Raw genomic sequence first — 26,729 nt, forward strand, 5'->3', positions numbered from 1 at the left:
CCGCGGGTCACGCCGCCGCGCTCACCGCGACCTCCGCCGGGGTGAGGGCGATCTCGAGGACCTGGCGGACGTCCGTGACCGGGTGGACCTCCAGCTTCTCGAGGATCTCGGCCGGGACGTCGTCGAGGTCCGGCTCGTTCCGCTTGGGGATCACGACGGTCGTGATGCCCGCGCGGTGGGCGGCCAGCAGCTTCTGCTTCAGTCCGCCGATCGGCAGGACCCGGCCGGTGAGGCTGACCTCGCCGGTCATCGCGACGTCGGTGCGGACCAGGCGGCCGGAGAGCAGCGAGGCGAGGGCCGTCGTCATCGTGATGCCGGCGCTCGGGCCGTCCTTCGGGACCGCGCCCGCCGGGAAGTGGATGTGCACGCCGCGGTCCTTGAGGCCGGTGACGGGCAGCTCCAGCTCCGCGCCGTGCGAGCGGAGGAAGGAGAGCGCGATCTGCGCGGACTCCTTCATCACGTCGCCCAGCTGGCCGGTCAGGGTCAGTCCGGCCGCGCCGGTCTCCGGGTCGGCGAGCGACGCCTCGACGAAGAGCACGTCGCCGCCGGCTCCGGTGACCGCGAGTCCGGTCGCCACGCCCGGCACCGAGGTGCGGCGCTCGGCCGGGTCCTGGGCGGACTCGGGCACGTGGTGCGGCCGGCCGATCAGGGCGCGCAGGTCGTCGGCGCCGAGTGTGAAGGGCAGCTCGCGCTCGCCGAGTTCGTTCTGCGCGGCGACCTTCCGCAGCAGCCGGGCGATCGAGCGCTCCAGGGTGCGGACGCCCGCCTCCCGGGTGTACTCGCCGGCCAGCTTGCGCAGGGCGGACTCCTCCAGGACGACCTCGCCGGGTGCCAGGCCGGCCCGCTCCAGCTGCCGGGGCAGCAGGTGGTCGCGGGCGATGACGACCTTCTCGTCCTCGGTGTAGCCGTCGAGCCTGACCAGCTCCATGCGGTCGAGCAGCGCCTCCGGGATGGCCTCCAGGACGTTGGCGGTGGCGAGGAAGACGACGTCGCTCAGGTCGAGTTCGACCTCCAGGTAGTGGTCGCGGAAGGTGTGGTTCTGCGCCGGGTCGAGGACCTCCAGGAGGGCGGCCGCCGGGTCGCCCCGGAAGTCGGAGCCGACCTTGTCGATCTCGTCGAGCAGGACCACCGGGTTCATGGACCCGGCCTCCTTGATGGCGCGGACGATCCGGCCGGGCAGCGCGCCCACGTACGTCCGCCGGTGGCCGCGGATCTCGGCCTCGTCGCGGACGCCGCCGAGGGCGACGCGGACGAACGAGCGGCCCATCGCGTGGGCGACGGACTCGCCGAGCGAGGTCTTGCCGACGCCGGGCGGGCCGACCAGGGCGAGCACGGCGCCGCCGCGCCGGCCGCCGACCACGCCGAGGCCGCGCTCGGCGCGCCGCTTGCGCACCGCCAGGTACTCGGTGATGCGCTCCTTCACGTCCTCCAGGCCCGCGTGCTCGGCGTCGAGGACCGCCTTGGCGCCCTGGATGTCGTACTGGTCCTCGGTCCGCTCGTTCCACGGCAGTTCGAGGACGGTGTCGAGCCAGGTGCGGATCCAGGAGCCCTCCGGGGACTGGTCGCTGGACCGCTCCAGCTTCTCGACCTCCTTGAGGGCCGCCTCGCGGACCTTCTCGGGCAGGTCGGCGGCCTCCACGCGGGCGCGGTAGTCGTCGGACTCGTCGCCCTCGCTCTCGCCGTTGAGCTCGCGCAGCTCCTTGCGGACGGCTTCGAGCTGACGCCGCAGCAGGAACTCGCGCTGCTGCTTGTCGACGCCTTCCTGGACGTCCTTGGCGATGGTCTCGGCGACGTCCTGCTCGGCCAGGTGTTCGCGCAGCTGCGCGGTGGCGAGCTTGAGGCGGGCGACCGGGTCGGCGGTCTCGAGGAGTTCGACCTTCTGCTCGACGGTGAGGAAGGGCGAGTATCCGGAGTTGTCGGCGAGGGCGCCGACGCCCTCGATCTGCTGGACGCGGTCGACGACCTGCCAGGCACCGCGCTTGCGCAGCCAGCTGGTGGCGAGCGCCTTGTACTCCTTGACCAGTTCGGTCACGGAGCCGGGCAGCGGGTCGGGCAGGGTCTCCTCGACGACGGCGCCCTCGACCCACAGGGCCGCGCCGGGTCCCGTCGTGCCGGCGCCGATCCGCACGCGGCCGCGGCCGCGGACGAGCGCGCCCGGGTCGCCGTCGGCCAGCCGTCCGACCTGCTCGACGGTGCCGAGCACACCGGTGCCGGCGTAGGTGCCGTCCACGCGGGGCACCAGGAGCACGCGGGGCTTGCCGGACCCGGTGCGCGCGGCGGCCTGGGCGGCCTCGACCGCGGCCCGTACGTCCGCGTCGGACAGGTCCAGCGGCACCACCATTCCGGGCAGCACGACCTCGTCGTCGAGCGGCAGCACGGGCAGAGTGAGCGGCGCGGACGGCATGGACTCAGCAGCCATGATCTCCCCTTCGGCAGTCAAGTTGAGCTATGTGCACTCAATGCTTGTGAGTCGTCGAATGTTCCCCATCGGCTGTTCGCTCTGAGCGATCACCGTCACGCGCACCGTGAACAGCGGATGTAATGCCTCCATGGATACAGCAGCCATTACATCGGCCTGGGTGGCCGGGTGGACCGTCTCCCGGGGCACGCCGCCCGCCGTCGTCGAGCCCTGGGGCTACCGGATCGACGTCGGGCAGCCCCGCCACGTCCTCCGGCACGTGCTGCCGCATCCCGACGCGGTGTCCGTGCGAAAGCTGTGCGAGGCGGTCACCGAGCCGTACGCCTGGCTCAAGGTGATGGCGGCGCCCGAGGAGGTGGCGCCGTGGATCACCGAGGGATGGACGGTCCCGGACGACCCGGGCTTCATGATGACCAAGCGTCTCGATCCCGCCGCCCGGCCGGCACCTCCCGACGGTTACGCGCGGACGACGGAGACCCGGGACGGCGTGATCCGGGTCCGGATCCTCGCGCCCGACGGGACGCTCGCCGCCCGCGGGCAGATCGCGCCGACCGGTGCGACGGCCGTCGCCGACCGGATCGAGACCGATCCCGCCCACCGCCGCCGCGGGCTCGGCGCCAACGTGATGCGGACGCTGGAGGCGGCCGCCGCGCAGGCGGGCGCGGAGACCGGCGTCCTCGCGGCGACAACGGAGGGCATGGCGCTCTACGACTCGCTCGACTGGTACTACCGGTGTCCGCTCACCGGAATCGTCCGCAACGGTTGAGCCGCACCAGGCCGTTCCGGCTGCACGGGCGCGAGCCGACGGGCATGCTCAGGCCCATGGAGTACGTGAAGCGGTACGGAGGAAGGTACGCAGCCGCGGCGGCGCTGGCCGCGGTCGTCGTCGTGGCCGGGTGCGGCGGGTCGCCCGCGGCGCCGTCCGGGAAGTCGCCGTCGACGCCCGCGCCGGGCGCGAGCTCGCCGGCCACGGCACCGGCGCCGTCGACACCGGCGCCCACCACGGCCGGGAGCCGTGAGCCCGCGCCCCAGGACGTCCTGGTCGAGGTCGTCGTGAACGGCGGGTTCGCCGGCGTGCGCAACAAGCTGGTCGTCCACTACGACGGCGCGTACACGCTCAGCAAGGGCACCAGGCCGCCCAGCTCCGGCACCATGACCGCCGCCCGGGCGGCCGAGCTGCGCGCGGCCCTGGAGGACCCGGCGTACGCGAAGGTCCCGGACCGCCCGACGGGCGGCGGCACACCGGTGGCCGACGGCTTCTCGTACTACGTCACCCACGACCACCGGCTCGTCGTCACCCGGGACGGCGAGGATTGGCCGCCCGCCCTCCAGCGCGTCTTCGACGCCCTCCCGGAGGGCCACCCGCCCACCGCGCCGTGAGGCGCCGGGGCGTATCTCAGGCGATCGCGCCGTGAGGCGCCGGGGCGCACCTCAGGCGCGCAGCTCCTCGTAGCGCCGCCGCAGGTAGTCCCGCACCCGGGCCGGCATGTCCACTGCCTCCGGGTCGAGCGCCCACTGGATCTGCAGACCGTCCATGACGGCGAGCTGTTCCTCGGCGACGGCCCGGCAGTCGGTGCCGGCGCGCAGTTCGCCGCGCTCGACCGCCGACTCGAGCAGGGCGACGGTGTGCCGGAGCACGCGCGCGTAGCGCTCCTTGAAGTAGGCGTGGGCCGGGTGCCCGACGTCTCCGGACTCGCCGACGAGCACGTTGAACATCCGGACGATGCCGGGGCGCCGGGTGTTGTCCTCGATCAGCGCGACGAGGGTGTCCAGATAGGCGCCCCAGGAGGCGGGTTCGGCGGTGAAGAGCCGCTCCATGTCGTGCTGCTCGCTCTGCGCGAGGACCGAGAGCAGCAGGTCCTCCTTGCTGCGGAAGTGGTGCAGCAGTCCGCCCTGGGTGATGCCGCAGTCGTGGGCGATCCGGGCGAGCGAGGAGGCGTGGAAGCCCCACTGCCCGAAGTGCTCGACGGCGGTGTCCAGGATCTTGCGGCGGCGCGCGTCGCCGACCGCGTAACCGCCCCGGCCTGCGCTTCTGCCGCCCGCGGCCGCCTTCTTCTCCGCCATGGAGGCCACCTTAGCCCCGGCTCCACTCCGCCTTTCGATCACGTGATCCAGGTCACCTCACACAAACCTAGTACCCACTCGGTTTTCGCGCTTAGCCTCTGGGCCCATGCACCCCTACCAGGACTCCCGTCGCCCGGTGGCCGAGCGGGTCGAGGACCTGCTCGGCCGGATGACGCTGGAGGAGAAGGCCGGACAGCTCTTCCACTCCATGCTGACGATGAACCCGGACGGCACGCCGGTCACCGAGACCGACGGCTCCCTGCTGCCCTTCACCACCCCGGAGCTCATCGCCGGGCGCGGGCTGACCCACTTCAACCTGCTCGGCACCCACGGCGCCCGCGAGATGGCCGCATGGCACAACGCGATCCAGGAGATGGCGGCGAGCACCCGGCTCGGCGTCCCGGTCACCCTGTCCACCGATCCGCGCCACGCCTTCACCGACAACATCGGCGCCTCCTTCAACGCGGGCGCCTTCTCCGCCTGGCCCGAGCCCACCGGCCTCGCCGCCGTCCGCGACCCGGAGCTGGTGCACCGCTTCGCCGACACCGTGCGCCGCGAGTACCTGAGCGTCGGCTTCCGGGTGGCCCTCCACCCGCAGATCGACCTCGCCACCGAGCCCCGCTGGGCGCGTCAGTCCGGCACCTTCGGCTCCGACGCGAAGCTCGCCGCCGAACTGGCCGAGGCCTACGTCAGCGGCCTCCAGGGCCCGGCCCTCGGCCCCGACTCGGTCGCGGCCATGGTCAAGCACTTCCCGGGCGGCGGCCCGCAGAAGGACGGCGAGGACCCGCACTTCCCGCACGGCAAGGAGCAGATCTATCCGGGCGGCCTGCGCGACCTCCACCTGGAGCCCTTCCGGGCGGCGATCGCGGCCGGCTGCTCGCAGGTGATGCCGTACTACGGAAAGCCGGTCGGCACCGACTGGGAGGAGGTCGGCTTCGGCTTCAACCAGGGCGTCGTCCAGGGTCTGCTCCGCGACGAGCTGGGCTTCACCGGCATCGTCTGCACGGACTGGGGCCTGCTGGCCGACTCGGTGATCTTCGGCGAGCCGCACGAGGCCCGGGCCTGGGGTGTCGAGCACCTGAGGACGGCCGAGCGCGCGGCGAAGGCGCTGGACGCGGGCGTGGACCAGTTCGGCGGCGAGCAGTGCCCGGAGGTGGTCGTCGGCCTCGTCCGCTCCGGCCGGATCTCCGAGGCGCGCCTCGACGCGTCCGTACGGCGGCTGCTGCGCGAGAAGTTCGTCCTCGGCCTCTTCGACGAGCGGCGTTACGTGGATCCCGACGAGGCCGCCGAGACGGTGGGCCGCGCCGACTTCACGGCGGCGGGCGCGGCGGCCCAGCGCCGCTCGCTGACGGTCCTCACGAACGGGCCGCTGCCGCTGAGCGGCCGGCCGAAGCTGTACGTGGAGGGTGTCGACGCGACCGTGGCCGCGGCCTACGGCGAGGTCGTGGCCGGTCCGCAGGAGGCCGACCTCGCGGTCCTGCGACTGCGGACGCCGTACGAGGAGCGCCCGAACAGGTTCGAGTCCTTCTTCCACTCGGGCTCGCTCGCCTTCGATGAGCCGGAGCTGAGCCGGATCCTCGCGCTCCTCGCGGCGGTCCCGACGCTGGTCTGCGTCAACCTGGAGCGGCCGGCGGTGCTGCCGGAGATCGCGGAGCACGCGGCGGCGCTCGTCGCCGACTACGGAGCGAGCGACGAGGCCCTGCTCGACGTGGCCTTCGGCCGGGCGGCGGCGGAAGGACGGCTGCCGTTCGAGCTGCCGCGCTCGATGGCGGCGGTGGAGGCCTCGCGCCCGGACGTCCCGAACGACACGAAGGGCCCGGTCTTCCCGTACGGGCACGGCCTGCGGATCTGATCCGGGATCCCGGCCACGGATAGCGGATCCGGGATCCGGGATCCGGGATCCGGGATCCGGGATCCGGGATCTCATCTGCGGATTCTGGATCCGATATCCAAAATCCAGGATCCAGGATCCAGGATCCACCCCTAGACCGCGGGGCTCCTGACGCCGCCCCGCGCCGATCCGGGGCCCCCGCCGGGGGGCGGGGCCCCGGATCTCCTCACCCACCCACATGTCATGCACATGAAGGAAGCCTCGCCATGCGCACCTCACTCGTCCTGTCCACCGCCGCCGCCCTCCTCGCGGCCACCGCCCTCGGCGCCACCGCTCCCCTGCCCGCACCCGCACCCGCGCCCGCGCCCGCGCCCGCCCACTATCCCGCCAAGCCCCTCTCCGGCCTGCGCGTCCTGCTGTCCAACGACGACTCCATGCAGGCCGCCAAGGCCGCCAACTCCGACGGCCTCGGCCTCTACGAGCTGCGCCGCGCGATGTGCGCCGCCGGGGCCGACGTCGTCGTGATGGCGCCCTGGCAGGTCCAGTCGGGCAAGGGCACGGCCGTCACCAACGGCGGCACGCTCACCGTGCAGCGCCGTACCGCCGCCGAGCTGCCCGCCGGATACGCGGACGACTGCGCCTCCGCGCCCGCCCGCGGCGCGGTCTTCGGCGTCTGCGTCTCCGCTGGGCCCTGCGAGAAGGACACGCCGAGCGCCACACCGGCCGACACGGTCAAGCTCGCGCTGCGCGGCGGCCTGAGAGCCAAGGCCGGCTGGCCCGACGCGCCCGACCTGGTCCTCACCGGCATCAACTCCGGTCCGAACGTCTCGGCGAACGTCAACGACTCCGGCACGGTCGGCGCCGCCGTCGCCGCGATCGACCAGGGCGTCCCGGCGGTCGCGTTCTCCTCCTCCGGGGACGCGACCAACACGTACTTCCCGCGCGAGAACTACCGCGCGCACGCCGAGTTCGGCGCCCGTTTCGTGGCCGGACTGCGCGCCCGCTCCCTGCTGACGCCGGCGTTCGCGCTCAAGGTGGACTACCCGGACGTGAGCGCCGGCCGGCGTGCGAAGGCGCCGGTGTGGACCCGGGTCGGCGACGGCGCGGTGGCCTACCACGCGTACCGGCAGCGCGGCGGAGGCGACTCCTTCGACATCACGCTCGGCCTGTGCCCGGCGGACGGCGGAGACGGCGGCAGCGAGGGCGGCGGTGAGGGCGAGTGCGCCGAGGGCCGCGCGGACGCCGACTCGACCTGGCTGCTCGGCAAGGGTCACGTCACGGTCGCCCCGATCACCTGGGACCGCACCTACGGCACTCCCGTCGACGCCCGCCGCACGCTCCGGCGGATCGAGCACTACGTGACGTACGAGGCCCCGCGTTCGTAACAGGTTTGTCCCGGTCTCCGGTCCTCGCGAGGATGGCCGGGACAACCCGTACGTACCGAGCCACGGAGTGATCATGACCGACCCCGTCACCCTCGACCGCCGCGAGGGCCCGTACGGAGAAGTCGTCCTGCGCAGGCGCGTCGCGCCCGGTCCGCCCAGCGGCCCGCAGGACGGCCCGGAGGCCGCGTCCGCCGGCGTCCACTACGAGATCATCGCCAACGGCACCTTCCTGATGGACACCTCCGACGGCCGCTCCGAGCGGCTCCTGGTCGACGCCGCGATGGCGGCGCTGCCCGAGCCGAGGCGGCTGCGCGCGAGCGTGCTCGTGGGCGGCCTCGGCGTCGGCTTCTCCCTCGCCCACGCGGCCGCCGACCCGCGCTGGGGCCGGATCGTCGTCGCCGAGCGTGAGGAGGCGATCATCGACTGGCACCGGGAAGGCCCGCTCTCGGCCGTGTCCGGCGCGGCGCTCGCGGATCCCCGGACCGTGATCCTGCACACGGACCTGGTCGAGCACCTCCGCACGTCCACCGACACGTACGACGCGCTCTGTCTGGACATCGACAACGGCCCGGACTGGACGGTCACCGAGGACAACGAATCCCTGTACTCCGCCGAGGGTTTGGCGGCCTGCGCGGCCCGTCTGAACCCGGGCGGAATCCTCGCGGTCTGGTCGGCCCGGCCGTCCGCCGATTTCGAAGAGTCGTTGCGGAATGCCGGATTCAACGGGGTACGGACGGAAGAGATCCCCGTTGCCCGGGGCGTCCCCGACGTGGTCCACCTCGCCGTCCGCCCCGGCTGATCGTCTGCGTAGCCTTGACGCCGCCGGTGCCTCTAGGCTGCTGCACCGACATCGGCGACGCGAGGCGGGGCAATGGAGCAGACACACACCACGAACCACGGTGCGGCGACGACTCCGGGGGCTCAGCGGCGCGTGCTCGTCGTCGAGGACGACGCGACGATCGTGGAGGCGATCTCGGCCCGGCTGCGGGCCGAGGGCTTCCTCGTGCAGACCGCGACCGACGGCCCGGCCGCCGTGGACGCCGCCGAGGCGTGGCAGCCGGACCTGATGGTCCTCGACGTGATGCTGCCGGGCTTCGACGGCCTGGAGGTGTGCCGCCGGGTCCAGGCCCAGCGGCCGGTCCCGGTCCTGATGCTCACGGCGCGCGACGACGAGACGGACATGCTGGTGGGCCTCGGGGTCGGCGCCGACGACTACATGACGAAGCCGTTCTCGATGCGCGAGCTCGCCGCCCGGGTGCACGTCCTGCTGCGCCGGGTGGAGCGGGCCGCGCTGGCGGCGGTGACACCGCGCAGCGGGATCCTGCGGCTCGGCGAGCTGGAGATCGACCACGCGCAGCGCCGGGTCCGGGTCAGGGCCGAGGACGTGCACCTGACGCCGACCGAGTTCGACCTGCTGGTCTGCCTGGCGAACACGCCGCGCGCGGTGCTCTCGCGCGAGCAACTGCTCGCCGAGGTGTGGGACTGGGCGGACGCCTCCGGCACCCGGACCGTGGACAGCCACATCAAGGCGCTGCGCCGGAAGATCGGGGCCGAGCGGATCCGTACGGTCCATGGCGTCGGATACGCGCTGGAGACCCCGGCGTCGTGAGCCGGCGCGGGCCGAGAGGGCCGAGGCAGCCGCAGCCGCAGCCGCGTCCGAGGGACGGGCGGCGCCGCCGGATAGCGATATCGATCAAGACCAAGCTCGGCGCCCTGGTCGTCGGCGCGGTCCTGCTGACCTCGGGCCTGGCCCTGGTCGCGATCCGGACCTCGACGGAGTTCCGCTACATCACCATCTTCGCGATGATCGCGACGCTGCTGATCACGCAGTTCGTGGCGCAGTCCCTGACGGCCCCGCTCGACGAGATGAACCATGTCGCGGGCTCGATCTCGCGCGGCGACTTCAGCCGCCGGGTCAGCGGCGCGGACCGCCGGGACGAGCTGGGCGACCTGGCGTCGACGATCAACCGCATGGCCGACGACCTGGAGGCGGTGGACCGGCACCGCAAGGAGCTGGTCGCGAACGTCTCGCACGAGCTGCGCACGCCCATCGCCGCGCTGCGCGCGGTCCTGGAGAACGTCGTGGACGGCGTCTCCGAGGCCGACCCGGAGACGATGCGGACGGCGCTGAAGCAGACCGAGCGGCTCGGCCGGCTGGTGGAGACGCTGCTCGACCTGTCACGGCTTGACAACGGTGTCGTCACGCTCAGGCGTCGCCGTTTCGAGGTGTGGCCGTACCTGTCCGGCGTGCTGCGCGAGGCGAACCTCGCGGCCTCGCAGCGCGGCCTGTCCTCCACCTCCGGCCTGCACAACCGTACGGACGTGCATCTGCACCTGGACGTGTCGCCGCCGGAGCTGACGGCGGACGCGGACGCGGAGCGGCTGCACCAGGTGATGGCGAATCTGATCGACAACGCGGTGAAGCACTCGCCGCCGCACGGCCGCGTGACCGTGCGGGCCCGGCGCGGGCCGTGGCCGGACTCGCTCCAGCTGGAGGTCGAGGACGAGGGCCCGGGCATTCCGGAGTCGGAGCGGCACAAGGTCTTCGAGCGCTTCAACCGGGGCACGGTCCCGGCCCAGCACGGCCCGAAGAGCGACGGCGGCACGGGTCTCGGCCTGGCGATCGCCCGCTGGGCGGTGGACCTGCACGGTGGCCACATCGGAGTGGCCGAATCGTCACGCGGCTGCCGCATCAGGCTCACTCTTCCGGGCAGCCTTCCCTCACGGGATTGACGTAGGGTTCGAACCGGAAGCGCACGTTCTGCGTGTACGCGTACGACAGACGTACGACGGACGCGCGTGACGTGCTCAGGGGTGCGGCCGAAGAGGGCCGCAACCACGGTTCCGCGTACCCTCACAGGAGCGGAACCACGTTTGTTTCCCGCCATTCACGGCACCGAAACACCGCGTCAAGTGTGACTTGCGCGACGTTGGAGTGCCCGGCCTGCACCTCCACGCCAGGGAGGCGTAGCCTTTATTTCCGCTGTCCATCACCTTGTGAAGCGGAAGAGGGCGGTTGCCGCCGTGTCGTCTCAGTCCCCCAGTACCCCGAGCTCCCCGACCGACCAAGACGGGCAGGGAAAGTCCCCTGCAACCGCCTTCGGTGCCAATGAGTGGCTCGTCGACGAGATCTACCAGCAGTACCTCCAGGACCCGAATTCGGTCGATCGTGCCTGGTGGGACTTCTTCGCCGACTACAAGCCCGGAGCCGCGGAGAGCACCGCCGCCCCGGCCGCCACCACCCCGGGCACCACGAGCACTCCGAGCGCGCCCGCCGCGCCGCAGACGGGCCCCGCACAGGCCGCGTCTGCCGCACCGGCCGCCGTTCCCGCTCCGGCCGCACCGGCCGCTGCTCCGGCCGCCGCCCCGGCCCCGGCCCCGGCGAAGCCCGCCGCGGCCGCCCCGGCCGCCGTGAAGGCCGCCCCGGCCCCGGCCGCCGCTCCGGCGAAGCCCAAGGCCGCGGAGGCCACCGAGGCCCCTGCCGGCCCCGAGCTGGTCACCCTGCGCGGCCCGGCCGCCGCGGTCGCGAAGAACATGAACGCCTCGCTCGAGATGCCGACGGCCACGTCCGTCCGCGCCGTCCCGGTGAAGCTGCTCTTCGACAACCGGATCGTCATCAACAACCACCTGAAGCGCGCCCGGGGCGGGAAGATCTCCTTCACGCACCTGATCGGCTACGCGATGGTGCAGGCGATCAAGGCCATGCCGTCGATGAACTACTCCTTCGCGGAGAAGGACGGCAAGCCGACCCTGGTCAAGCCGGACCACGTGAACTTCGGCCTCGCGATCGACCTGGTGAAGCCCAACGGCGACCGCCAGCTCGTCGTCGCCGGCATCAAGAAGGCCGAGACGCTGAACTTCTTCGAGTTCTGGCAGGCCTACGAGGACATCGTCAAGCGCGCCCGCGTCGGCAAGCTGACGATGGAGGACTTCACCGGCGTCACGGTCTCGCTGACCAACCCCGGCGGCCTCGGCACCGTCCACTCCGTGCCGCGTCTGATGCCCGGCCAGTCGGTCATCATGGGCGTCGGCTCGATGGACTACCCGGCCGAGTTCCAGGGCACCTCCCAGGACACCCTGAACAAGCTGGGCATCTCCAAGGTCATGACGCTGACCTCGACGTACGACCACCGGGTCATCCAGGGCGCCGCCTCCGGCGAGTTCCTGCGGATCGTCGCCAACCTCCTCCTCGGCGAGGACGGCTTCTACGACGACGTCTTCAAGTCGCTGCGCATCCCCTACGAGCCGGTCCGCTGGCTCAAGGACATCGACGCCTCGCACGACGACGACGTCACCAAGGCCGCGCGCGTCTTCGAGCTGATCCACTCCTACCGGGTCCGCGGCCACGTCATGGCCGACACCGACCCGCTGGAGTACAAGCAGCGCAAGCACCCCGACCTGGACATCACCGAGCACGGCCTCACCCTGTGGGACCTGGAGCGCGAGTTCGCGGTCGGCGGCTTCGCCGGCAAGTCGATGATGAAGCTCCGCGACATCCTCGGCGTGCTCCGCGACTCGTACTGCCGCACCACCGGCATCGAGTTCATGCACATCCAGGACCCGAAGCAGCGCAAGTGGATCCAGGACCGCGTGGAGCGCCCGCACGCCCGCGTGGAGCGCGAGGAGCAGCTGCGCATCCTGCGCCGGCTGAACGCGGCGGAGGCCTTCGAGACCTTCCTGCAGACCAAGTACGTCGGCCAGAAGCGCTTCTCGCTGGAGGGCGGCGAGTCCGTCATCCCGCTGCTCGACGCGGTCATCGACTCCGCGGCGGAGTCCCGCCTCGACGAGGTCGTCATCGGCATGGCCCACCGCGGCCGCCTGAACGTCCTCGCGAACATCGTCGGCAAGTCGTACGCGCAGATCTTCCGCGAGTTCGAGGGCAACCTCGACCCGAAGTCGATGCACGGCTCCGGCGACGTGAAGTACCACCTGGGCGCCGAGGGCACCTTCACCGGCCTGGACGGCGAGCAGATCAAGGTCTCGCTGGTCGCCAACCCCTCGCACCTGGAGGCGGTCGACCCGGTCCTGGAGGGTGTCGCCCGCGCCAAGCAGGACGTCATCAACAAGGGCGGCACGGACTTCACCGTCCTGCCGGTCGCCCTGCACGGTGACGCGGCCTTCGCCGGCCAGGGCGTCGTGGCCGAGACGCTGAACATGTCGCAGCTGCGCGGCTACCGCACCGGCGGCACGGTCCACATCGTCATCAACAACCAGGTCGGCTTCACCGCGGCCCCCGAGTCCTCGCGTTCCTCCATGTACGCGACGGACGTGGCCCGCATGATCGAGGCGCCGATCTTCCACGTGAACGGCGACGACCCGGAGGCCTGCGTCCGGGTGGCGCGGCTCGCCTTCGAGTTCCGCCAGACGTTCAACAAGGACGTCGTGATCGACCTCATCTGCTACCGCCGCCGCGGTCACAACGAGGGCGACAACCCGCAGTTCACCAACCCGCAGATGTACACCCTGATCGACAAGAAGCGTTCGGTGCGCAAGCTCTACACCGAGTCGCTGATCGGTCGCGGCGACATCACGCTGGAAGAGGCGGAGCAGGCGCTCCAGGACTTCCAGGGCCAGCTGGAGAAGGTCTTCGCGGAGGTCCGCGAGGCCACCTCGGCGCCGGCGCCGACGCACGTCCCGGACGCCCAGCCCGAGTTCCCGGTCGCCGTCACCACCGCGGTTTCCGCGGAGGTCGTCAAGCGGATCGCCGAGTCCCAGGTCAACGTGCCGGAGCGGATCACGGTCCACCCGCGTCTGATGCCGCAGATGCAGCGTCGCGCGGCCTCGATCGAGGACGGCACGATCGACTGGGGCATGGGCGAGACCCTCGCCATCGGCTCCCTGCTGATGGAGGGCACCCCGGTCCGCCTGTCGGGCCAGGACTCGCGCCGCGGCACCTTCGGCCAGCGCCACGCGGTGCTGGTGGACCAGGAGACCGGCGAGGACTACACCCCGCTGCTCTACCTGGCCGAGGACCAGGCCCACTACAACGTCTACGACTCGCTGCTCAGCGAGTACGCGGCGATGGGCTTCGAGTACGGCTACTCGCTGGCCCGCCCGGACTCCCTGGTGATCTGGGAGGCCCAGTTCGGTGACTTCGTCAACGGCGCGCAGACCGTCGTCGACGAGTTCATCTCCTCGGCCGAGCAGAAGTGGGGCCAGACCTCCGGCGTCACGCTGCTCCTGCCGCACGGCTACGAGGGCCAGGGCCCGGACCACTCGTCCGCGCGCCCGGAGCGCTTCCTGCAGATGTGCGCCCAGGACAACATGACGGTCGCCATGCCGACGCTGCCGTCGAACTACTTCCACCTGCTGCGCTGGCAGGTGCACAACCCGCACCACAAGCCGCTCATCGTCTTCACGCCGAAGTCGATGCTGCGTCTGAAGGCCGCGGCGTCGAAGATGGAGGAGTTCACCACCGGTGGCTTCCGCCCGGTGATCGGCGACACGACGGTCGCGCCGGCCGACGTCCGCAAGGTCGTCTTCTGCGCGGGCAAGGTCTACTACGACCTGGAGGCCGAGCGTCAGAAGCGCGGTGACACGGAGACCGCGATCATCCGTCTGGAGCGTCTGTACCCGCTGCCGGGTGCCGAGCTGCAGGCCGAGATCGCCAAGTACCCGAACGCCGCGAAGTACATCTGGGCGCAGGAGGAGCCGGCGAACCAGGGTGCCTGGCCGTTCATCGCGCTCAACCTGATCGACCACCTGGACCTGGCGGTCGGCGCGGACATCCCGGCGGGCGAGCGCCTGCGCCGGATCTCCCGCCCGCACTCCTCGTCCCCGGCGGTCGGCTCGGCCAAGCGCCACCAGGCCGAGCAGGCGCAGCTGGTCGCGGAGGTCTTCGACGCGTAAGGCGTCCCGGACCCGGACAGCCGGAGGCCCGGCACCCCACGTGGGTGCCGGGCCTCCGGCGTTTCCCGTGCTCGTACGGGGCGGGTCTCCCGTGCTCGTACGGGGCGGCTCTCCCGTGCTCGTACGGGCGGACAGCCGCGTGCGTACGGGCGGTCAGCCGAGGTTGGCCTCGAAGTCCCAGTACGGCCGGTTGCGCTGGCGGGCCGAGAGCGTGTGCGGGTGCTGGGCGCCGAGGGTCCGGGTGAGGGTGAGCAGGGCGTCCTCCTCCAGCTTGCCCGCCTCCTCGTTCTCGCGCAGGCCGCGCAGGTCGGTGGCGAGCGCCACCTGGCTGGACAGGGTGAGCGGATGCTCGTTGCCGAGGGTGTGCCTGGCCCGGCGCAGGGTGTCCCGGCTGAGCTCGGCGGCGTCGACCACGCGGCCGTTGAAGTTGCGGGCGGCGCAGGTGTTGAGGGCACAGCCGAGGACCCACGGGTGGTCGGGGCCGAGGGAGGCGGTCAGGCCGGCGAGCGCGGCCTCCAGGATGGCGAGGGCGTCGGCCCGTTCGCCGGAGGCCTGGAGGACGAGGGCGGTGTTGGCGAGGACGCCGGTGGCGACCGGGTGGGCGGGGCCGAGGAGGGCGCGGTAGCCGGCCTCGGCCTCGTGGCTGAGTTCGCGGGCGTGGTCGAGGTCGCCGTGCTCGCGCAGGTAGTTGGCGTAGTTGTTGATGGAGGAGAGCGTCACGTAGTGGCCGCGGCCGTGGACCTGCTCCAGCTGGTCGAGCAGGCTGGCCATGGTGGCGCCGAGGTCCTGCTGGAAGCCGCCCTCGCGGCGGCGGCACAGGGCCAGCTGGGTGCGGGCGTAGAGGGTCTGGAGGTGTTGCGGGCCGAGGACCTGCACATGGCGCAGGACGTTGGCCTCCTGGCGGGCGAGGGCCTCGCGGTACTGGCCGAGCAGGCGCAGGTCGTGGGCCAGGGCGTTGCTGGAGTTGAGGGTGTGGGAGTGCCGTTTGCCGAGCACCCGCTCGTTGCGCCCGAGGGTCTCGGCGTCGAACTCGTACGCCTCCTGGAAACGGCCGAGCAGGCGCAGGGTGACGCCGAGGTTGTGCCGGGCGACGAGGGTGGAGAACTCGGTGTCGCCGAGGAGGCGTTCGGCGTCGTCGAGGACCTGGCGCTGGAGCCGTTCGGACTCCTGGTACTGGCCGAGGAAGCGCAGGTCGCTGGCGATGGCGCTGGAGGAGAGCAGGGTGCCGAGCTCGTTGGGCGGCTGGGCGGCGGTGAGGCGTTCGCGCTGGGCGAGGTCGAGGTCGTACGCCTCGCGGAAGCGGCCGAAGGAGCGCAGGATGTTGCTCTGCTGGGTGGTCAGGTCCAGCATGGGCTGGTCCAGCGGGTCCATGAAGGTGGACCAGTTCTCCCGGATGGTCTCGGCCAGTTGGATGCCGGCCTTGAACTCGCCGCTGCGGAAGCAGTAGCGCAGGCAGTTGAGGACGGCGGTCTGGGTGCGCGGGTCGCGGCTGAGGAGCGCGCCGGAGGGCTCCAGGTGGGGCAGGAGTTCGGCGTAGCGGGGCCAGTGCCGGCTGTCCATGGGGTTGCCGGGGTCGGCCTCGGCGAGCAGGGTGCGGACGGCCTTGCGGTGGGCGTCGCGGTGGTCGCCCTCGGTGAGCCGGGCCACGATGTCGTGGACGAGCCGGTGCATGTGGACGGACTCCTGGTGCGGTCCGACCTCGGCGTTGTTGACGGGGCCGCGGGTCTCGCGGGTGAGCACCGAGTAGTTGACGAGGGTGTCCAGGGCCCGGGACCAGGCGGCGAGGTCGGTGACCATCCAGCGCAGGTCCTCGGGGAGTTCGGCCTGCGGGTAGGCGCGGATGAGGCCGAGCGGGATGCGGCCGGGCGCGAAGGAGGCGCACAGGCTGAGCACGTCGATGGCCTGCGGCTGGGAGCGCCGGAGCCGGTTGATCAGTATCGCCCAGGAGGTCAGGGACGCGTGCGGGAAGCCGTCGCCGCCGGACGGGTCGTCCACGGTGGACAGGCGTCCGTCGCGGACCATGCGCAGGTACTCGGGGACCTCCATGCGGGACTCGCCGAGCCAGGCGGCGGCCTGGACGAGCGGCAGCGGCACGTCGCCGAACTCGTTGGCGACCTCGTCGGCCTCGGGCGCGGTGATGTGCGGGGCGCGGCGCATCAGGTAGGCGGTGGACTCGGCGCGGTCGAAGCCGGGGATCTCGAGGATCTCGGTGTGCTCGCCCCAGCCGCGGTTGCGGGAGGTGATGAGGACGTGGCCGGGGCCGTGCGGCAGCATCACGTTCGCGCCGTCGGTGTCGTCCCAGCCGTCGAAGACGACGAGCCAGCGGGCGTGCGGGTCGCCGCGGCGCAGGGCCTCGCGGACGGCGCGGATGCGTTCGCCGGGCTCGTTGCCGGTGGTGAGGCCGAGTTCGGCGGCGAGTTCGCCGAAGCGGTCGCGCTGGACGTTGCGGTCGTCGGAGCTGACCCACCACACGACGTCGTAGTCGGAGCTGAAGCGGTGGGCGTACTCGGCGGCGATCTGGGTCTTGCCGATGCCGGACATGCCGAGCAGGGTGCAGGCGGCGTTGCCGCGCTCGGCGTCCATGAGCTTTTCCTGGAGCTCGGTGAGGAGGTCGTCGCGGCCGGTGAAGCGCGGGTTGCGGCGGGGCACCTCGCCCCAGATCTCGGGCGGTGTGTCGGGGAAGCGGACGAGCGAGCCGGCGGGCAGCCGGCGGCCGGAGGCGCGGCGGGGTTCGACGCCGAGCCGGCTGAGCAGCCGCGCCTCCGCCTCCTCCTCGCCGACGCCCCACAGGCTGACGGGTTCGAGGACGGCGGTGGCCGGGAGCAGGGTGCGGTTGGTGAGGTTGACGGCGGCGAACCGTTCGGCCTGGGCGGCGACGAAGCCGCGCAGGACGTCGTTCCATTCGCCGGCCGGGCGCGGGCCGAGCTGGAAGAACCAGTCGTCGAGGACGAGCAGGACCTGGCCGCGGGCGAGCAGCAGGTCGCCGAGGGAGTCCTCCAGCGGGACGTCGCGCGGCGGGTCCCAGCGCTGCAGGGTGGCGCGCACGCCGTGGGCGTCGAGCCGCTGGTTGATCCAGGTCGCCCACGGACGGTGATAGCCGGGGAAGACCACGAGGACATGTTCCGGCTGGCTCCTGGCTCCGTGGTCCGCCGCACCGCCCGACCGCTGTTCCGCCATCTGTCGTGTCTCCCGTCCCGCTCCCGCGCAACGCAGTGTCATGTGCCGTGGGCACAGTGTTACCCAGTGACGAGGGGGGCCGCGCCGAGGCTCGCGTGGTGCTGCCTCATTTGGAGCGCGAACTCCCGCCCTTCCGTGGTCAGTTCATCGGATTCAAGCAGGATCCGCAGCGCCTCGCCCACCTGATCGTGGATGTCGTCGAACTGTTGCCCGGCGCCGGACCGCCAGGACTTCGGGACTCCGTCGGCGGTGCTCGCCCGGCGCCACAGGTCGGCCAGCGCCAGATGGGCGTAGGCGCCGTGCAGCACGCCGGCGATGGGCCGCGGGTCGGACCGCCAGCCGACCTGGTGCACGGCCTCGCGCCCGGGGCCGTAGAGCGGCACGAGCTCGTGGAGCGTGGCCAGCTTGCTGTGGTGCAGCTCGTGGACGAGCGTCTCGGCGAGGCCCTGCGCCGCGGCGGGCAGCGAGGTCAACACGGCTCCGGGCGCGGCGCTCAGGGTGGCGCCGCGGTGTCTCGGCCCGCGCTCGACCAGCGGGACGACCGCGCGGACGGCGCCGGCGACCTCGGCGGCCCGGCCGGGGTGGGTGCGCGCGAGCAGGTCCTGGGCGGCGCGCCAGCGGGCGGACCAGGCGGCGTGGTCGGTGTCGGCGTGCTCGGCCGGCGTGCCGACGGAGGCGCCGCCGGTGCCGGCCGGCACGCGGTACGGGTCGAGGTCGTCCAGGCGTGCGGCGCTGCGGGGCAGCCGGCGCACCGCGCACCAGCCGGGGCCGCGGCCCGCGAGGGCGCCGGGGCGCCGGCCGACGAGCGCGAGGACGGCGGGCGCGGCCTGCCGGGCGCCGTCCGGGTGGAAGCGGACGGTCCGGTCGCCGGCGCTGATCCGGACGCGGTCGGCGGCGACCCGCAGCCGGCCCACGCCGGGCAGCGACAGCAGGCCGTCCGGCGTCTCGACGGTCAGGTCGAGCGGGCCGCCGCAGCGCAGGGCGGCGGTGACGGCGAGGCCGTCGAGGCGGGCGAGCAGCCGGTCGAAGACGGGCCCTGCGGGCTCGGCGAGCGCCGCGGCCAGCCAGGAGCCGGTGGTCGGGTAGTCGAGGACGTCGCGGACCACGGCGGGATGGCGCCGCTCGACCCGTTCGAGCAGCTCCCAGGCGTGCTCGAACCGGCCGAGCGCGCCGGGCTCGACGGACCCGCGGTGCCGGTGCACCCGGACCAGGAGTGCCTTGAGGAGCAGCAGCCGCCGGGTGTGCAGGGCGGACCGCAGCAGGGTGAGCCCGGCCGGGGCCGGGCTGGTCCGGGCCAGCTGGGCGAAGGCGGGCGCGGGCAGTGCGGCCGCGTTCACTCCCGCCTCCTCGGTCGCGTCCGGAGGGCGGCGTCGTCCGCCCGAGGGGCAGGCGGGAGGTCCGGACACGGCCTGGGCCCGTCGACGGGCGGCGGGCATCTGGCCGGAAACGGCCGGTCGGCGCGGCCCGTCCACCGGAGCTCAGCCGTGGACCTTGTCCCCGGCTCCCTCCTGCCAGGAATCGGCCAGCTCCTGCGGGTGCCAGAGCACGCGCTCGACGGCGGCCGCCAGGTCGGGATCGTCCATGAAGCGCAGGGTCCGCAGGTCCACGCCGGTGAGATCGGGCAGGTGCCGGGGCCGACCCGCGGCCCGGTCGACGCCTGCAACCCGCTTCGTGTGCTCCAACACCCTCGGCTCCTCCTCACCGACCCTTGTCCCCCACGGTCGTAGCGGCGGAGCGGTTCTTCCCGACGCCCGAAAGTCAGAAACCCGTTCGACTCAACTGCGCCCATGCGCGCCCCCGTTATCAAGCCGTTCCGATTCCGCCCCAGGCCCACCACGGCGGGGCGACGCGTCGCCGCTGCTCGCGGGTGAGGCGGGCCGGCGCGGCCCGGCCGGCCGTGCTCACCTCGGCCAGCAGGGCCCGGGTCCTTTCCACGTCCGCCCAGTCGACCTCGACCAGTGCGGCGTCGAGCGCGCGCCAGCGGTCGAGGGCCTCCCGCAGGGTGGTGGTGGCCCGGCCGACGCGGCCCATCAGATGGAGCACCGCGCCCTGGGCGTGCAGCGCGCGGGCCAGGGTGCGGGTGCCCGGTGTGTCACCGTGCGCGGTACGGGTGTCCTCGGCCGCCCGCTGGTAGGCGGTGAGGGCGTCGGCGAGCCGGCCGTCGCGGGCCGCCTCGCTCAGCTGGAGCCTCACCCAGCCGAGTTGCAGCCAGACGCCGGCCCGGTCGGCGGGCGCGCGGGCGGTCCGCACCGCCTCGTCGAGCAGGTGGCGGCTCTCGTACAGGTCGGGCAGGAAGCCGGCCCGGTCGAAGCGGAGGGCGAGGACGCTGCCGATGAGGACGCGGGCCCGGAAGCGGGCGCCGGCGTCGGCGGGCAGGCAGGTCAGGGCCTCGCGCAGGACGGACTCGGCGCGGTCGACGGGCGCGGTGCCGGTCGCGGCGGCGGCGCGGCGCAGCAGGGACTCGCCCCAGGTGAGCAGGAGCAGTCCGCGCTGTTCGCCTTCGGCGGGTGTGAGCAGGGTGGCCCGCTCGTAGGCCTCGTCGGCGGCGGGGCCGTCGCCGGTGGTCTCGTGCAGCCGGGCGCGTGCGGTGGTCCAGCGCAGCCGGAGCGCCGTGGAGTCGCCGAGCAGCGGTTCGGCGCGGTCGAGGGCGTCGGCGACGGCCTCGGGGGCGGAGCCGGCGAGGTGGAGGGCGTCGGCCAGGTCGAGCAGCACGGGCCCGGTGGGGCGCAGGGCGAGGGCGGCGGTGAACGCGGTCGCCGCGTCCGGGCCGTCGCCGCGGGCGAGGTGCAGCCGGCCGCGCCGTACGAGCAGGGCGTGCCGGTGGGTCTCGGGCCAGTCGGCCGGGTCGCCGGCGAGGGCGGCGAGGGCCGCGTCGAGCCGGCCCCGCTCGCCGCTCCCGTGCCACAGGGCGTGCTGGGCGGCGGCCTGTTCGAGGCGGGCCTCGGCCCAGTCCTCGCCGCCGGGCGCGGCGAGTTCCGCGGCCCGTACGAGCTCGTCGAGGGCCTGGCCGAGCAGCTCCTGGCGCCGGCCGGTGTCCCGTACGGCGGCGGTGCCGGCCTGCGCGTACAGCACCTGGCCGAGGACGAGACGGGCGCCCGCGGTGTCCTCGGGCCGGCCGGGCGGGCCTTCGGTCCGCGGGTCCTGCGCGCGCAGCGCGGTCTCGGCCAGCTCGCGGGCGGAGGCGAGCAGCGACGGGTCGGACTGGGCGCGCCACTGGGCGAGGAGCCGGCGGGCGGCGGCGAGCGGTTCGGGTGTGACGAGGTCGGGGTGGTAGAAGCGCAGCACTCGCGCGGGGATGCGGGCGAACAGTTCGCCGGCGGCGCCGGACGGCTCCTCGGTCTCCTCGCCCGGCCCGGTGGCGGCGGCCGGTTCCTCGTCGGTGTCCTGTCCGGCGAGCCGGGCGGCGGCGAGGGCGGGGAAGTTGCGCATGCCCTGGCCGAAGTGGCGCTCGACGAACTCGGAGCAGTGCTTGAGCACGAGCGCGGCGGCGCCTCGGTCGAGCGAGCCGAGGAGGTGCTCCTGCACGGCCGGCGGATAGCTGAAGCAGGGGTACGGGGTGGGGCCGGGCAGGCGCCGGAGGAGCCCGCTGAGCAGTACCTCGGAGAGCTCCATGGGTCCGGTGTCGGGCAGCATCGCGCGCTGCACGAGCTGCATGACGGGCAGCGCGAGCGGGGCGGCGGCGAGGTGGACGGCGAGCCGTACGGCGCCGGGCGAGGCTCCGGCGCGGAAGGCTCGCAGGAGCTCCTCGTCGCCGCGGCGGGCGGAGGCGGTGGTGGCGATGGGGCCGGCGGTGCTCGTGGTGCCGGCGGGGCTGGTGGTGACGGTGGTGCTGCTGGGACCGGTGACGCCGCTGGGGCCGATAGCGCCGCTGGGGCCTGTGGGGCGGACGCGGGCCGTGGGTCCGTCGTCCGCCGGTCCGGCGGTCCTCGCGTACGGCCTCGTGGTGGGCTCGGGCGGCGGGGCGACGCGGGCGGCCCAGCCGCGGACCGCGCCGCCGCCGTGTCCGGTGAGCAGCCGGGCCCAGGAGGTGAAGGCCTCCGGGGTGGGAGTGAGCACGGGCACGGCCCGCGGATCGGCGGCGACCGGCTCCCAGGCCGCCTCGTCGGGCTCGAAGCGGACGTGACCGCCGGGCGCGGCGGGCCGCAGCAGGACGCCGGGTTCGACGGGCAGGGCGGTGCGCGGCCACAGGCGGGGCGGCAACGGCTGGACGAGGGCGAGCGGGGAATGCCGGGGCCACTGGTGGATGAGCCGCTGGGCGGCGCCGCGCTGCCACAGCGGGCCGACGCAGTCGCTGACGACGAGGGTGAGGCGGCGCCCGGTCGGGTCGTGCAGCTGGTCGCCGGGCCGCAGCCGGGGCCGGCCGTCGGCTCCGGAGGTGGTGGTGACGAGCGGCGGGCCCTCGCCGGTGTCGTAGAGGCGGTGGACCTGGACGTCGCGGAAGGCGCCGGACTGCTGGCAGGCCTGGCGCAGTTCCTCGACCATCCGGCTCCACACCACCATGGCCGGGCCGGTGTCCATGAGGAGCTGGATGTCGGGGCGCAGGCCGCCGGCGGGACGCAGGACGGGCGTGAGGATGCCGGCGGCGGCACTGCGCTCGGCGGTGGCGTCCTCGTCGAGCCGTTCCTCGCCGGGCCGGGCGGGCAGATGGGTGGCGTAGTGGCGCAGCGGCCGGAGCGCCTTCTGCAGGCCGAGGAGCCCGGGCAGGGCGTTGGCGCCGGGCGCGCGGACGGGCAGGCCGGCGCCGCCGGTGCCGATGCCGCCGGTCCGCCCGGCGGCGGCCCGGCCCGCCGGCGGCATCAGGAGGTCGACGGTCTCGGCGGCCCGGGGCGGCGGTACGCGCGGTGCGGACGGTTCCTCGGGGACGGGTAAGTCACCGGTGGCAGCGGCCTCGATGGCCGGATCCCGACGGTCCTCGGGGCTCTCCGTCGGGGACGGTCCGGGCGTCGGGCCGGGTGCCCGTCGCCCGGCGTCGGCGCCCGGCAGCCACTGGGCGAGCCAGACGGCGTCCGCGACCTCCTCGGCGGTCGGCTCCTGGCCGCCGGCCCGCAGTCTGCGGGTGAGCTCGTCCAGCCGCATCCGGTGACTCCGGGGCATCCGGCCATCACCTCGGCTGGTCGAGCGGCTGCATGAGCATGTCCGCGATGCGTTCCCTGGTCACCCGCTCGGCGCGCGGGGTGTGCTGGGTCAGATAGAGCGCGTTGAGCAGCTGGTCGGTGGCGATGACCTCGCCGGGCTCCCGGTCGAGGAAGCGGGCGACGAGCCCGGGTTCGGCCGCCGCGGCGTCCGCGCCGAGATGGGCCTCGATCATGGCGCCCAGCTGCTCCTCGCCGGGCGGTTCGAGCTCCAGGCGGATGCAGCGGCGCAGCAGGGCGGCCGGGAAGTCCCGTTCGCCGTTGGAGGTGAGGACGATGAAGGGGAAGGTGGTGCAGCGCACCCGCCCGCCGTACACCGGCACCTTGCGCCCGTCGTCGGTGAGCACCTCCACGACCGGTTCGCGGTCGGCGAGCCGCTCCAGCTCGGGGATCGCGAACTCGCCCTCCTCCAGGGCGTTGAGGAGGTCGTTGGGCAGGTCGAGGTCGCTCTTGTCGAGCTCGTCGATGAGCAGGACCCGGGGCAGTTCGGAGGGAAGCAGCGCGGTGCCCAGCGGGCCGAGCCGGAGGTACGAGCCGATGCCGGCCGGGCTCGCGGCGGACGGCTCGCCGTCGGCTCGGGCGCGCTCCAGCTGGACGTCCTGGAGGCGGCCGATGGCGTCGTAGCGGTAGAGGCCGTCCTGCAGGCTCGAACGGCTGACGATGGGCCAGCGCAGCACCCGGCCGAGACCCAGCTCGTGGGCGACGGCGTGGGCGAGGGTCGACTTGCCGGTACCGGGATTGCCGGTGACCAGGAGCGGGCGGCGCAGATAGAGCGCGGCGTTGACGGCGTCGGTCTCGGCGGGCCGCGGGTGGTGGTTCTGGACGAGCCGGCGGCGCACGCCGAGCCGCCGGTCGGAGCCGGCGAGGGTGTCGTCGGCGCCGCCCGCGGAGAAGTCGCGCCAGGGCGGCGGGGCGGGCAGCCGCCGTATCTCGTCGTGCGGATGTCCGGCACCGCGGTAGATCCGCCAATCGTTCACGCCTGACCCCTCCTGGCTGTGGTGACTTCGCCGGGCCCGTCGAACGTACCGCTCACCGGACCGCTCTGCCGACTTTCGAACCGGTCAAACCCGTCCGCTTGTGGGGGAGTTGAGAAGGCGGGGCGGCGCCGCCCGGCGCGCGCGGGGTGCGCGGGGGCGTGACCGGGGCGCGCGGGGTGCGCGGGTACGTGACCGGGGCGCGGCGCGCGCGGGCCGGTCACCGGTCGGCCTCGCCGAGCAGGGGCGGGCCCTGGAGCGGAGCCTCGTACGGCGGCCGGTCGGGCGGGTCGTAGAGCACGGCCAGGTCCTCGGCCCAGGCGTGCTCGGAGCGGTCCCGGGGGTCGGCCTCGGTGTCGCCGGCCCGCAGCCGCAGCACGCGCACCGGCCCGTGCAGGCCCTCCGCGCCGTCGACGTCCGCGAGCAGCTCGCCGGCCCTCTTGTGGAACTCGGCGCAGTCGGTGTGCTCGCGGGCCGAGTGACGCCACAGCGCGATGGGATGCCCGGCGGCGAGCGCGGCCTCCATGGCCCGCTGCCCGTCGCCCGCGGCGACCGGCCCGCAGAAGACCGGCACGCTGCCGTCGGCGGCCGCGCCCAGCCGCTCGTACGCGGTCATCCGGCTCTCCCGGCGCAGGTGCGGTCCGTGTCCCTCGTCGCCCGGGGTGAGGACCTCCGCGCGCAGCGGCACCGCGCGCAGCGGACCGGCCGCGCTGCCCCGCCAGCGCCGGCGCCACTCCGGGGACGGCGCGTGGTGGCTGCGGTAGCGGTCGCGCAGGACGACGGTGCGCCGCTGGCCGAGCGGCAGGGAGCGCTCACCGAAGGGCTCGTCGTCGGGCGAGAGCCGCCAGGTGTCGAGCGGTTCGTCGAACAGCTCGCGCGGCAGCACCACTTCGACGGCGGCGAGGTGGTCGCCGCTGTCGCCGAGGCCGAGGGCGTCGGTGAGCGGGCCGCGCAGCGTCTCGCGCAGCCGGTCGCGGGTCACTCCGCCGTCGTCGCCGCGCAGCGGGCTGACCGTGCGGCCGTCGAAGAGCAGCATCACGCGCCAGGCGTAGCGCCGGGGCGTGCTGTAGGGCACGGCGTCGATCTCGATCCGGACGTCGGCGCGCGCGCCCCGCTCCGTGGCAGGCGCGTCGGCGGCGTGCGGCGGCGCCGGCTCGAGCAGGGCGGCGATCTCCTCGCGTACGGCCGCGTGGGCGCCGCCCGACTCGTCGGCGATCCAGTCGACCAGGCTCCCGACGCCGGTGCCTGGGCCGTACCGCTCGGTGAGGTGGCGCACCACGTGGGCCGCGTAGAGCAGGACGGCGTCGAGGCCGAGGTCGGTGCTCTCGGGCCGGTCCTCGCGCCGGGCGGCGTGCAGTTCGTGGAGCAGGCCGACGCCGTCCCGCCAGGTGCGGGCGCCGGTCTCCAGGACGTCCTGGTACTCGGGGTGCAGGACGCGGCGCTTGACCGCGTCGACCAGGGCCATGACCTCGCCGGGTGCGGTGGGCGGCGGGAGTTCGGCGAAGTGCCCGTAGAGCTGGACGCGGCGGGCGGGGCTGACGCCGCGGGCGGTGGCGGTCCACAGCTCCGTCTGCGCGGCGGTCCAGGTGCGGCCGGCGCCGAAGGAGCGGTGGCGGGTGAGGTGGTGGCGGTCGTGGGCGCGCAGCACGTCGTGCAGGACCTCGCCGCCGGGCACGTCGTACAGCTCGCGCAGCGAGGTGAGCGGCACGGCGGCGCCCTCGTCCCGGCCGCGTCCCTTGTTGACGCCGATGACGGCGCCCCGACCCAGGTCGACGACGGGCCCGCCGGAGCAGCCCTCGACGGGCACCGCCCAGCGCACCAGCAGGGCCCGGCCCACGGTGCCGTGCGCCTCGCCCTCCACGTCGCGGACGCCGAGCTCGCCGGTCTGGCGGGCCCAGCCGTGCAGGCTGATCCGGGCCGGAGTGGTGGGCGGGCGTTCGCTGAGGCGTACGCAGGCGGCACGTTCGGCGCCCTCGACGCGGACGAGGGCGAGGTCGGGGAAGTCCCAGGAGTCGAGCGCCGTGTCGGGCGTGGCGGGGCGCGGCTTGGCCAGGACCACCTGGCCGGTGGTGCGGCCGCCTTCCCAGGTGATGCCGACGGCCGGTTCCTTCCTCCACACCGCGCTTCCCCCCTTGGCCACGACGTGGGCACAGGTCAGCACCCAGCCGGGGGCGATGAAGAAGCCCGTGCCCCAGAACGGGTCGCCGTGCGGGTCATACCCGCCGCCGGGAGCGGCGATGCGTACGAGTGCGGGGCGCACGAGGGTGTCGAAGGCGCTCATACGGCGCCGGGGCCGTTCTCCGGGGAGACGGCGGGTGAGGGGAGGGTGGGCGCGGTCGCGGGCGGAGGCGGGAACGCGGGCGTGGGCATGGGCGCGGGCGTCGGCGTGGGGGCGGGCGGAGGCGCGGGGTGGGTGGCGGCGGTCGCGGCGGTGGTGGCGGTCGCGGCGGTGGTCGCCGGGGCGTCGGCGCCGGCGACGGGGCGGCCGGGCTCGGTCCAGGTCAGCGAGACGTTGACGGAGGCCTTGCCGCCGCCGTCGGCGAGGACGCCGATCACCTTGCCCGCCTGCGCGGACAGTTCGATGCCGAAGCTGACGGCGACCTCGACCGAGCCCTGCGGGTCGAGCCCGGCGCGCAGCGAGCCGACCACTCCGCGGACCACGTCGGTGAGCCCGCCGGCCATCGACACCACCCGGTCGCCGAAGCCGGTGTCCTGGAAGCCGTCCCCGCGGTCGAGTTCGTCCGCGCCGCTGATCCGGGCCCAGACGGGCGTGCCGTCGTCCAGCCGTATCCGAGCGATTCCCTGCGTCACAGCGGCCCCCGCTCCCCGAGACGATGATGAAGAAGGCTAGTCCGTGGGGCTGGGGAGGAACAGGGGACGCGGTCGGTTCTCCCGTAC

At 73.9% G+C, this 26,729-nt stretch carries 17 protein-coding genes; 8 read left to right on the forward strand and 9 right to left on the reverse strand.

Annotation, left to right across the window (positions count from 1 at the left end; translation table 11 throughout):
- Window positions 1-7 precede the first annotated feature (7 nt).
- Window positions 8-2,419, reverse strand: coding sequence for an endopeptidase La (gene lon / locus ACIGO8_RS01970; RefSeq protein WP_399722786.1), 2,412 nt, complete (start codon window positions 2,417-2,419; stop codon window positions 8-10).
- Between the two features lie 130 nt (window positions 2,420-2,549).
- Here lon and ACIGO8_RS01975 point away from each other — a divergent pair, with 130 nt between their 5' ends.
- Window positions 2,550-3,185 (forward strand): GNAT family N-acetyltransferase, encoded by a 636-nt coding sequence (locus tag ACIGO8_RS01975; protein WP_399722788.1) that lies wholly within the window; start codon window positions 2,550-2,552, stop codon window positions 3,183-3,185.
- A gap of 56 nt (window positions 3,186-3,241) precedes the next feature.
- Complete coding sequence (locus ACIGO8_RS01980; RefSeq protein ID WP_399722789.1) at window positions 3,242-3,799, forward strand: hypothetical protein; 558 nt, start codon at window positions 3,242-3,244, stop codon at window positions 3,797-3,799.
- Between the two features lie 51 nt (window positions 3,800-3,850).
- On the opposite strand, the gene ACIGO8_RS01985 is transcribed toward ACIGO8_RS01980, so the two are convergent.
- A complete protein-coding gene (locus ACIGO8_RS01985) occupies window positions 3,851-4,483 on the reverse strand; it encodes a TetR/AcrR family transcriptional regulator (protein WP_399722791.1) in 633 nt (210 codons plus the stop codon).
- Window positions 4,484-4,589: 106 nt separating this feature from the next.
- On the opposite strand from ACIGO8_RS01985, the gene ACIGO8_RS01990 reads away from it, so the two are divergent.
- The 6 genes from ACIGO8_RS01990 to ACIGO8_RS02015 all read left to right on the forward strand — a co-directional run bounded on the left by ACIGO8_RS01990 (window position 4,590) and on the right by ACIGO8_RS02015 (window position 14,548).
- Window positions 4,590-6,335: a glycoside hydrolase family 3 protein gene (locus ACIGO8_RS01990; RefSeq protein ID WP_399722793.1), complete on the forward strand. Its 1,746-nt coding sequence runs from the start codon at window positions 4,590-4,592 to the stop codon at window positions 6,333-6,335.
- 245 nt (window positions 6,336-6,580) lie between these two features.
- A complete protein-coding gene (gene surE, locus ACIGO8_RS01995) occupies window positions 6,581-7,699 on the forward strand; it encodes a 5'/3'-nucleotidase SurE (RefSeq protein WP_399722795.1) in 1,119 nt (372 codons plus the stop codon).
- A 73-nt stretch (window positions 7,700-7,772) separates the two neighbouring features.
- Window positions 7,773-8,498 (forward strand): spermidine synthase, encoded by a 726-nt coding sequence (locus ACIGO8_RS02000; RefSeq protein ID WP_399722796.1) that lies wholly within the window; start codon window positions 7,773-7,775, stop codon window positions 8,496-8,498.
- A 72-nt stretch (window positions 8,499-8,570) separates the two neighbouring features.
- Complete coding sequence (locus ACIGO8_RS02005) at window positions 8,571-9,308, forward strand: response regulator transcription factor (protein ID WP_399722798.1); 738 nt, start codon at window positions 8,571-8,573, stop codon at window positions 9,306-9,308.
- The gene (locus tag ACIGO8_RS02010; protein WP_399722799.1) at window positions 9,305-10,432 is read left to right on the forward strand and encodes an ATP-binding protein; all 1,128 of its coding nucleotides are present in this window, start codon (window positions 9,305-9,307) and stop codon (window positions 10,430-10,432) included. Before ACIGO8_RS02005 ends, ACIGO8_RS02010 begins: the two co-directional genes overlap by 4 nt.
- Before the next feature lie 291 nt (window positions 10,433-10,723).
- Entirely contained in the window at window positions 10,724-14,548 is a 3,825-nt protein-coding gene (locus ACIGO8_RS02015) for a multifunctional oxoglutarate decarboxylase/oxoglutarate dehydrogenase thiamine pyrophosphate-binding subunit/dihydrolipoyllysine-residue succinyltransferase subunit (RefSeq protein WP_399722801.1), read from the forward strand.
- A gap of 153 nt (window positions 14,549-14,701) precedes the next feature.
- Here ACIGO8_RS02015 and fxsT read toward each other — a convergent pair whose 3' ends face one another.
- The 7 genes from fxsT to ACIGO8_RS02050 form a co-directional block, all read right to left on the reverse strand.
- Window positions 14,702-17,725, reverse strand: a complete 3,024-nt coding sequence (gene fxsT, locus ACIGO8_RS02020; protein ID WP_399722802.1) for an FxSxx-COOH system tetratricopeptide repeat protein — start codon at window positions 17,723-17,725, stop codon at window positions 14,702-14,704.
- Window positions 17,726-17,784: 59 nt separating this feature from the next.
- A complete protein-coding gene (locus ACIGO8_RS02025; protein ID WP_399722804.1) occupies window positions 17,785-19,062 on the reverse strand; it encodes an aKG-HExxH-type peptide beta-hydroxylase in 1,278 nt (425 codons plus the stop codon).
- A gap of 141 nt (window positions 19,063-19,203) precedes the next feature.
- Complete coding sequence (locus ACIGO8_RS02030; protein ID WP_399722806.1) at window positions 19,204-19,410, reverse strand: hypothetical protein; 207 nt, start codon at window positions 19,408-19,410, stop codon at window positions 19,204-19,206.
- 118 nt (window positions 19,411-19,528) lie between these two features.
- Complete coding sequence (locus ACIGO8_RS02035; protein WP_399722807.1) at window positions 19,529-22,819, reverse strand: SAV_2336 N-terminal domain-related protein; 3,291 nt, start codon at window positions 22,817-22,819, stop codon at window positions 19,529-19,531.
- A 7-nt stretch (window positions 22,820-22,826) separates the two neighbouring features.
- Entirely contained in the window at window positions 22,827-23,834 is a 1,008-nt protein-coding gene (locus ACIGO8_RS02040; RefSeq protein ID WP_399722809.1) for an AAA family ATPase, read from the reverse strand.
- A 217-nt stretch (window positions 23,835-24,051) separates the two neighbouring features.
- Window positions 24,052-26,112: a trypsin-like peptidase domain-containing protein gene (locus ACIGO8_RS02045; protein ID WP_399722811.1), complete on the reverse strand. Its 2,061-nt coding sequence runs from the start codon at window positions 26,110-26,112 to the stop codon at window positions 24,052-24,054.
- Entirely contained in the window at window positions 26,109-26,642 is a 534-nt protein-coding gene (locus tag ACIGO8_RS02050) for a CU044_2847 family protein (RefSeq protein WP_399722813.1), read from the reverse strand. Before ACIGO8_RS02050 ends, ACIGO8_RS02045 begins: the two co-directional genes overlap by 4 nt.
- Window positions 26,643-26,729 lie beyond the last annotated feature (87 nt).

The sequence above is a fragment of the Streptomyces sp. NPDC053493 genome, assembly GCF_044544825.1.
Classification (GTDB): Bacteria; Actinomycetota; Actinomycetes; order Streptomycetales; family Streptomycetaceae; genus Streptomyces.

Excerpts from the sequence above, each read along its gene's own strand:
- lon (WP_399722786.1), bottom strand. The coding sequence starts at position 2,419 with ATGGCTGCTGAGTCCATGCCGTCCGCGCCGCTCACTCTGCCCGTGCTG.
- ACIGO8_RS01975 (WP_399722788.1), top strand. The coding sequence starts at position 2,550 with ATGGATACAGCAGCCATTACATCGGCCTGGGTGGCCGGGTGGACCGTC.
- ACIGO8_RS01980 (WP_399722789.1), top strand. The coding sequence starts at position 3,242 with ATGGAGTACGTGAAGCGGTACGGAGGAAGGTACGCAGCCGCGGCGGCG.
- ACIGO8_RS01985 (WP_399722791.1), bottom strand. The coding sequence starts at position 4,483 with ATGGCGGAGAAGAAGGCGGCCGCGGGCGGCAGAAGCGCAGGCCGGGGC.
- ACIGO8_RS01990 (WP_399722793.1), top strand. The coding sequence starts at position 4,590 with ATGCACCCCTACCAGGACTCCCGTCGCCCGGTGGCCGAGCGGGTCGAG.
- surE (WP_399722795.1), top strand. The coding sequence starts at position 6,581 with ATGCGCACCTCACTCGTCCTGTCCACCGCCGCCGCCCTCCTCGCGGCC.
- ACIGO8_RS02000 (WP_399722796.1), top strand. The coding sequence starts at position 7,773 with ATGACCGACCCCGTCACCCTCGACCGCCGCGAGGGCCCGTACGGAGAA.
- ACIGO8_RS02005 (WP_399722798.1), top strand. The coding sequence starts at position 8,571 with ATGGAGCAGACACACACCACGAACCACGGTGCGGCGACGACTCCGGGG.
- fxsT (WP_399722802.1), bottom strand. The coding sequence starts at position 17,725 with ATGGCGGAACAGCGGTCGGGCGGTGCGGCGGACCACGGAGCCAGGAGC.
- ACIGO8_RS02035 (WP_399722807.1), bottom strand. The coding sequence starts at position 22,819 with ATGCCCCGGAGTCACCGGATGCGGCTGGACGAGCTCACCCGCAGACTG.
- ACIGO8_RS02045 (WP_399722811.1), bottom strand. The coding sequence starts at position 26,112 with ATGAGCGCCTTCGACACCCTCGTGCGCCCCGCACTCGTACGCATCGCC.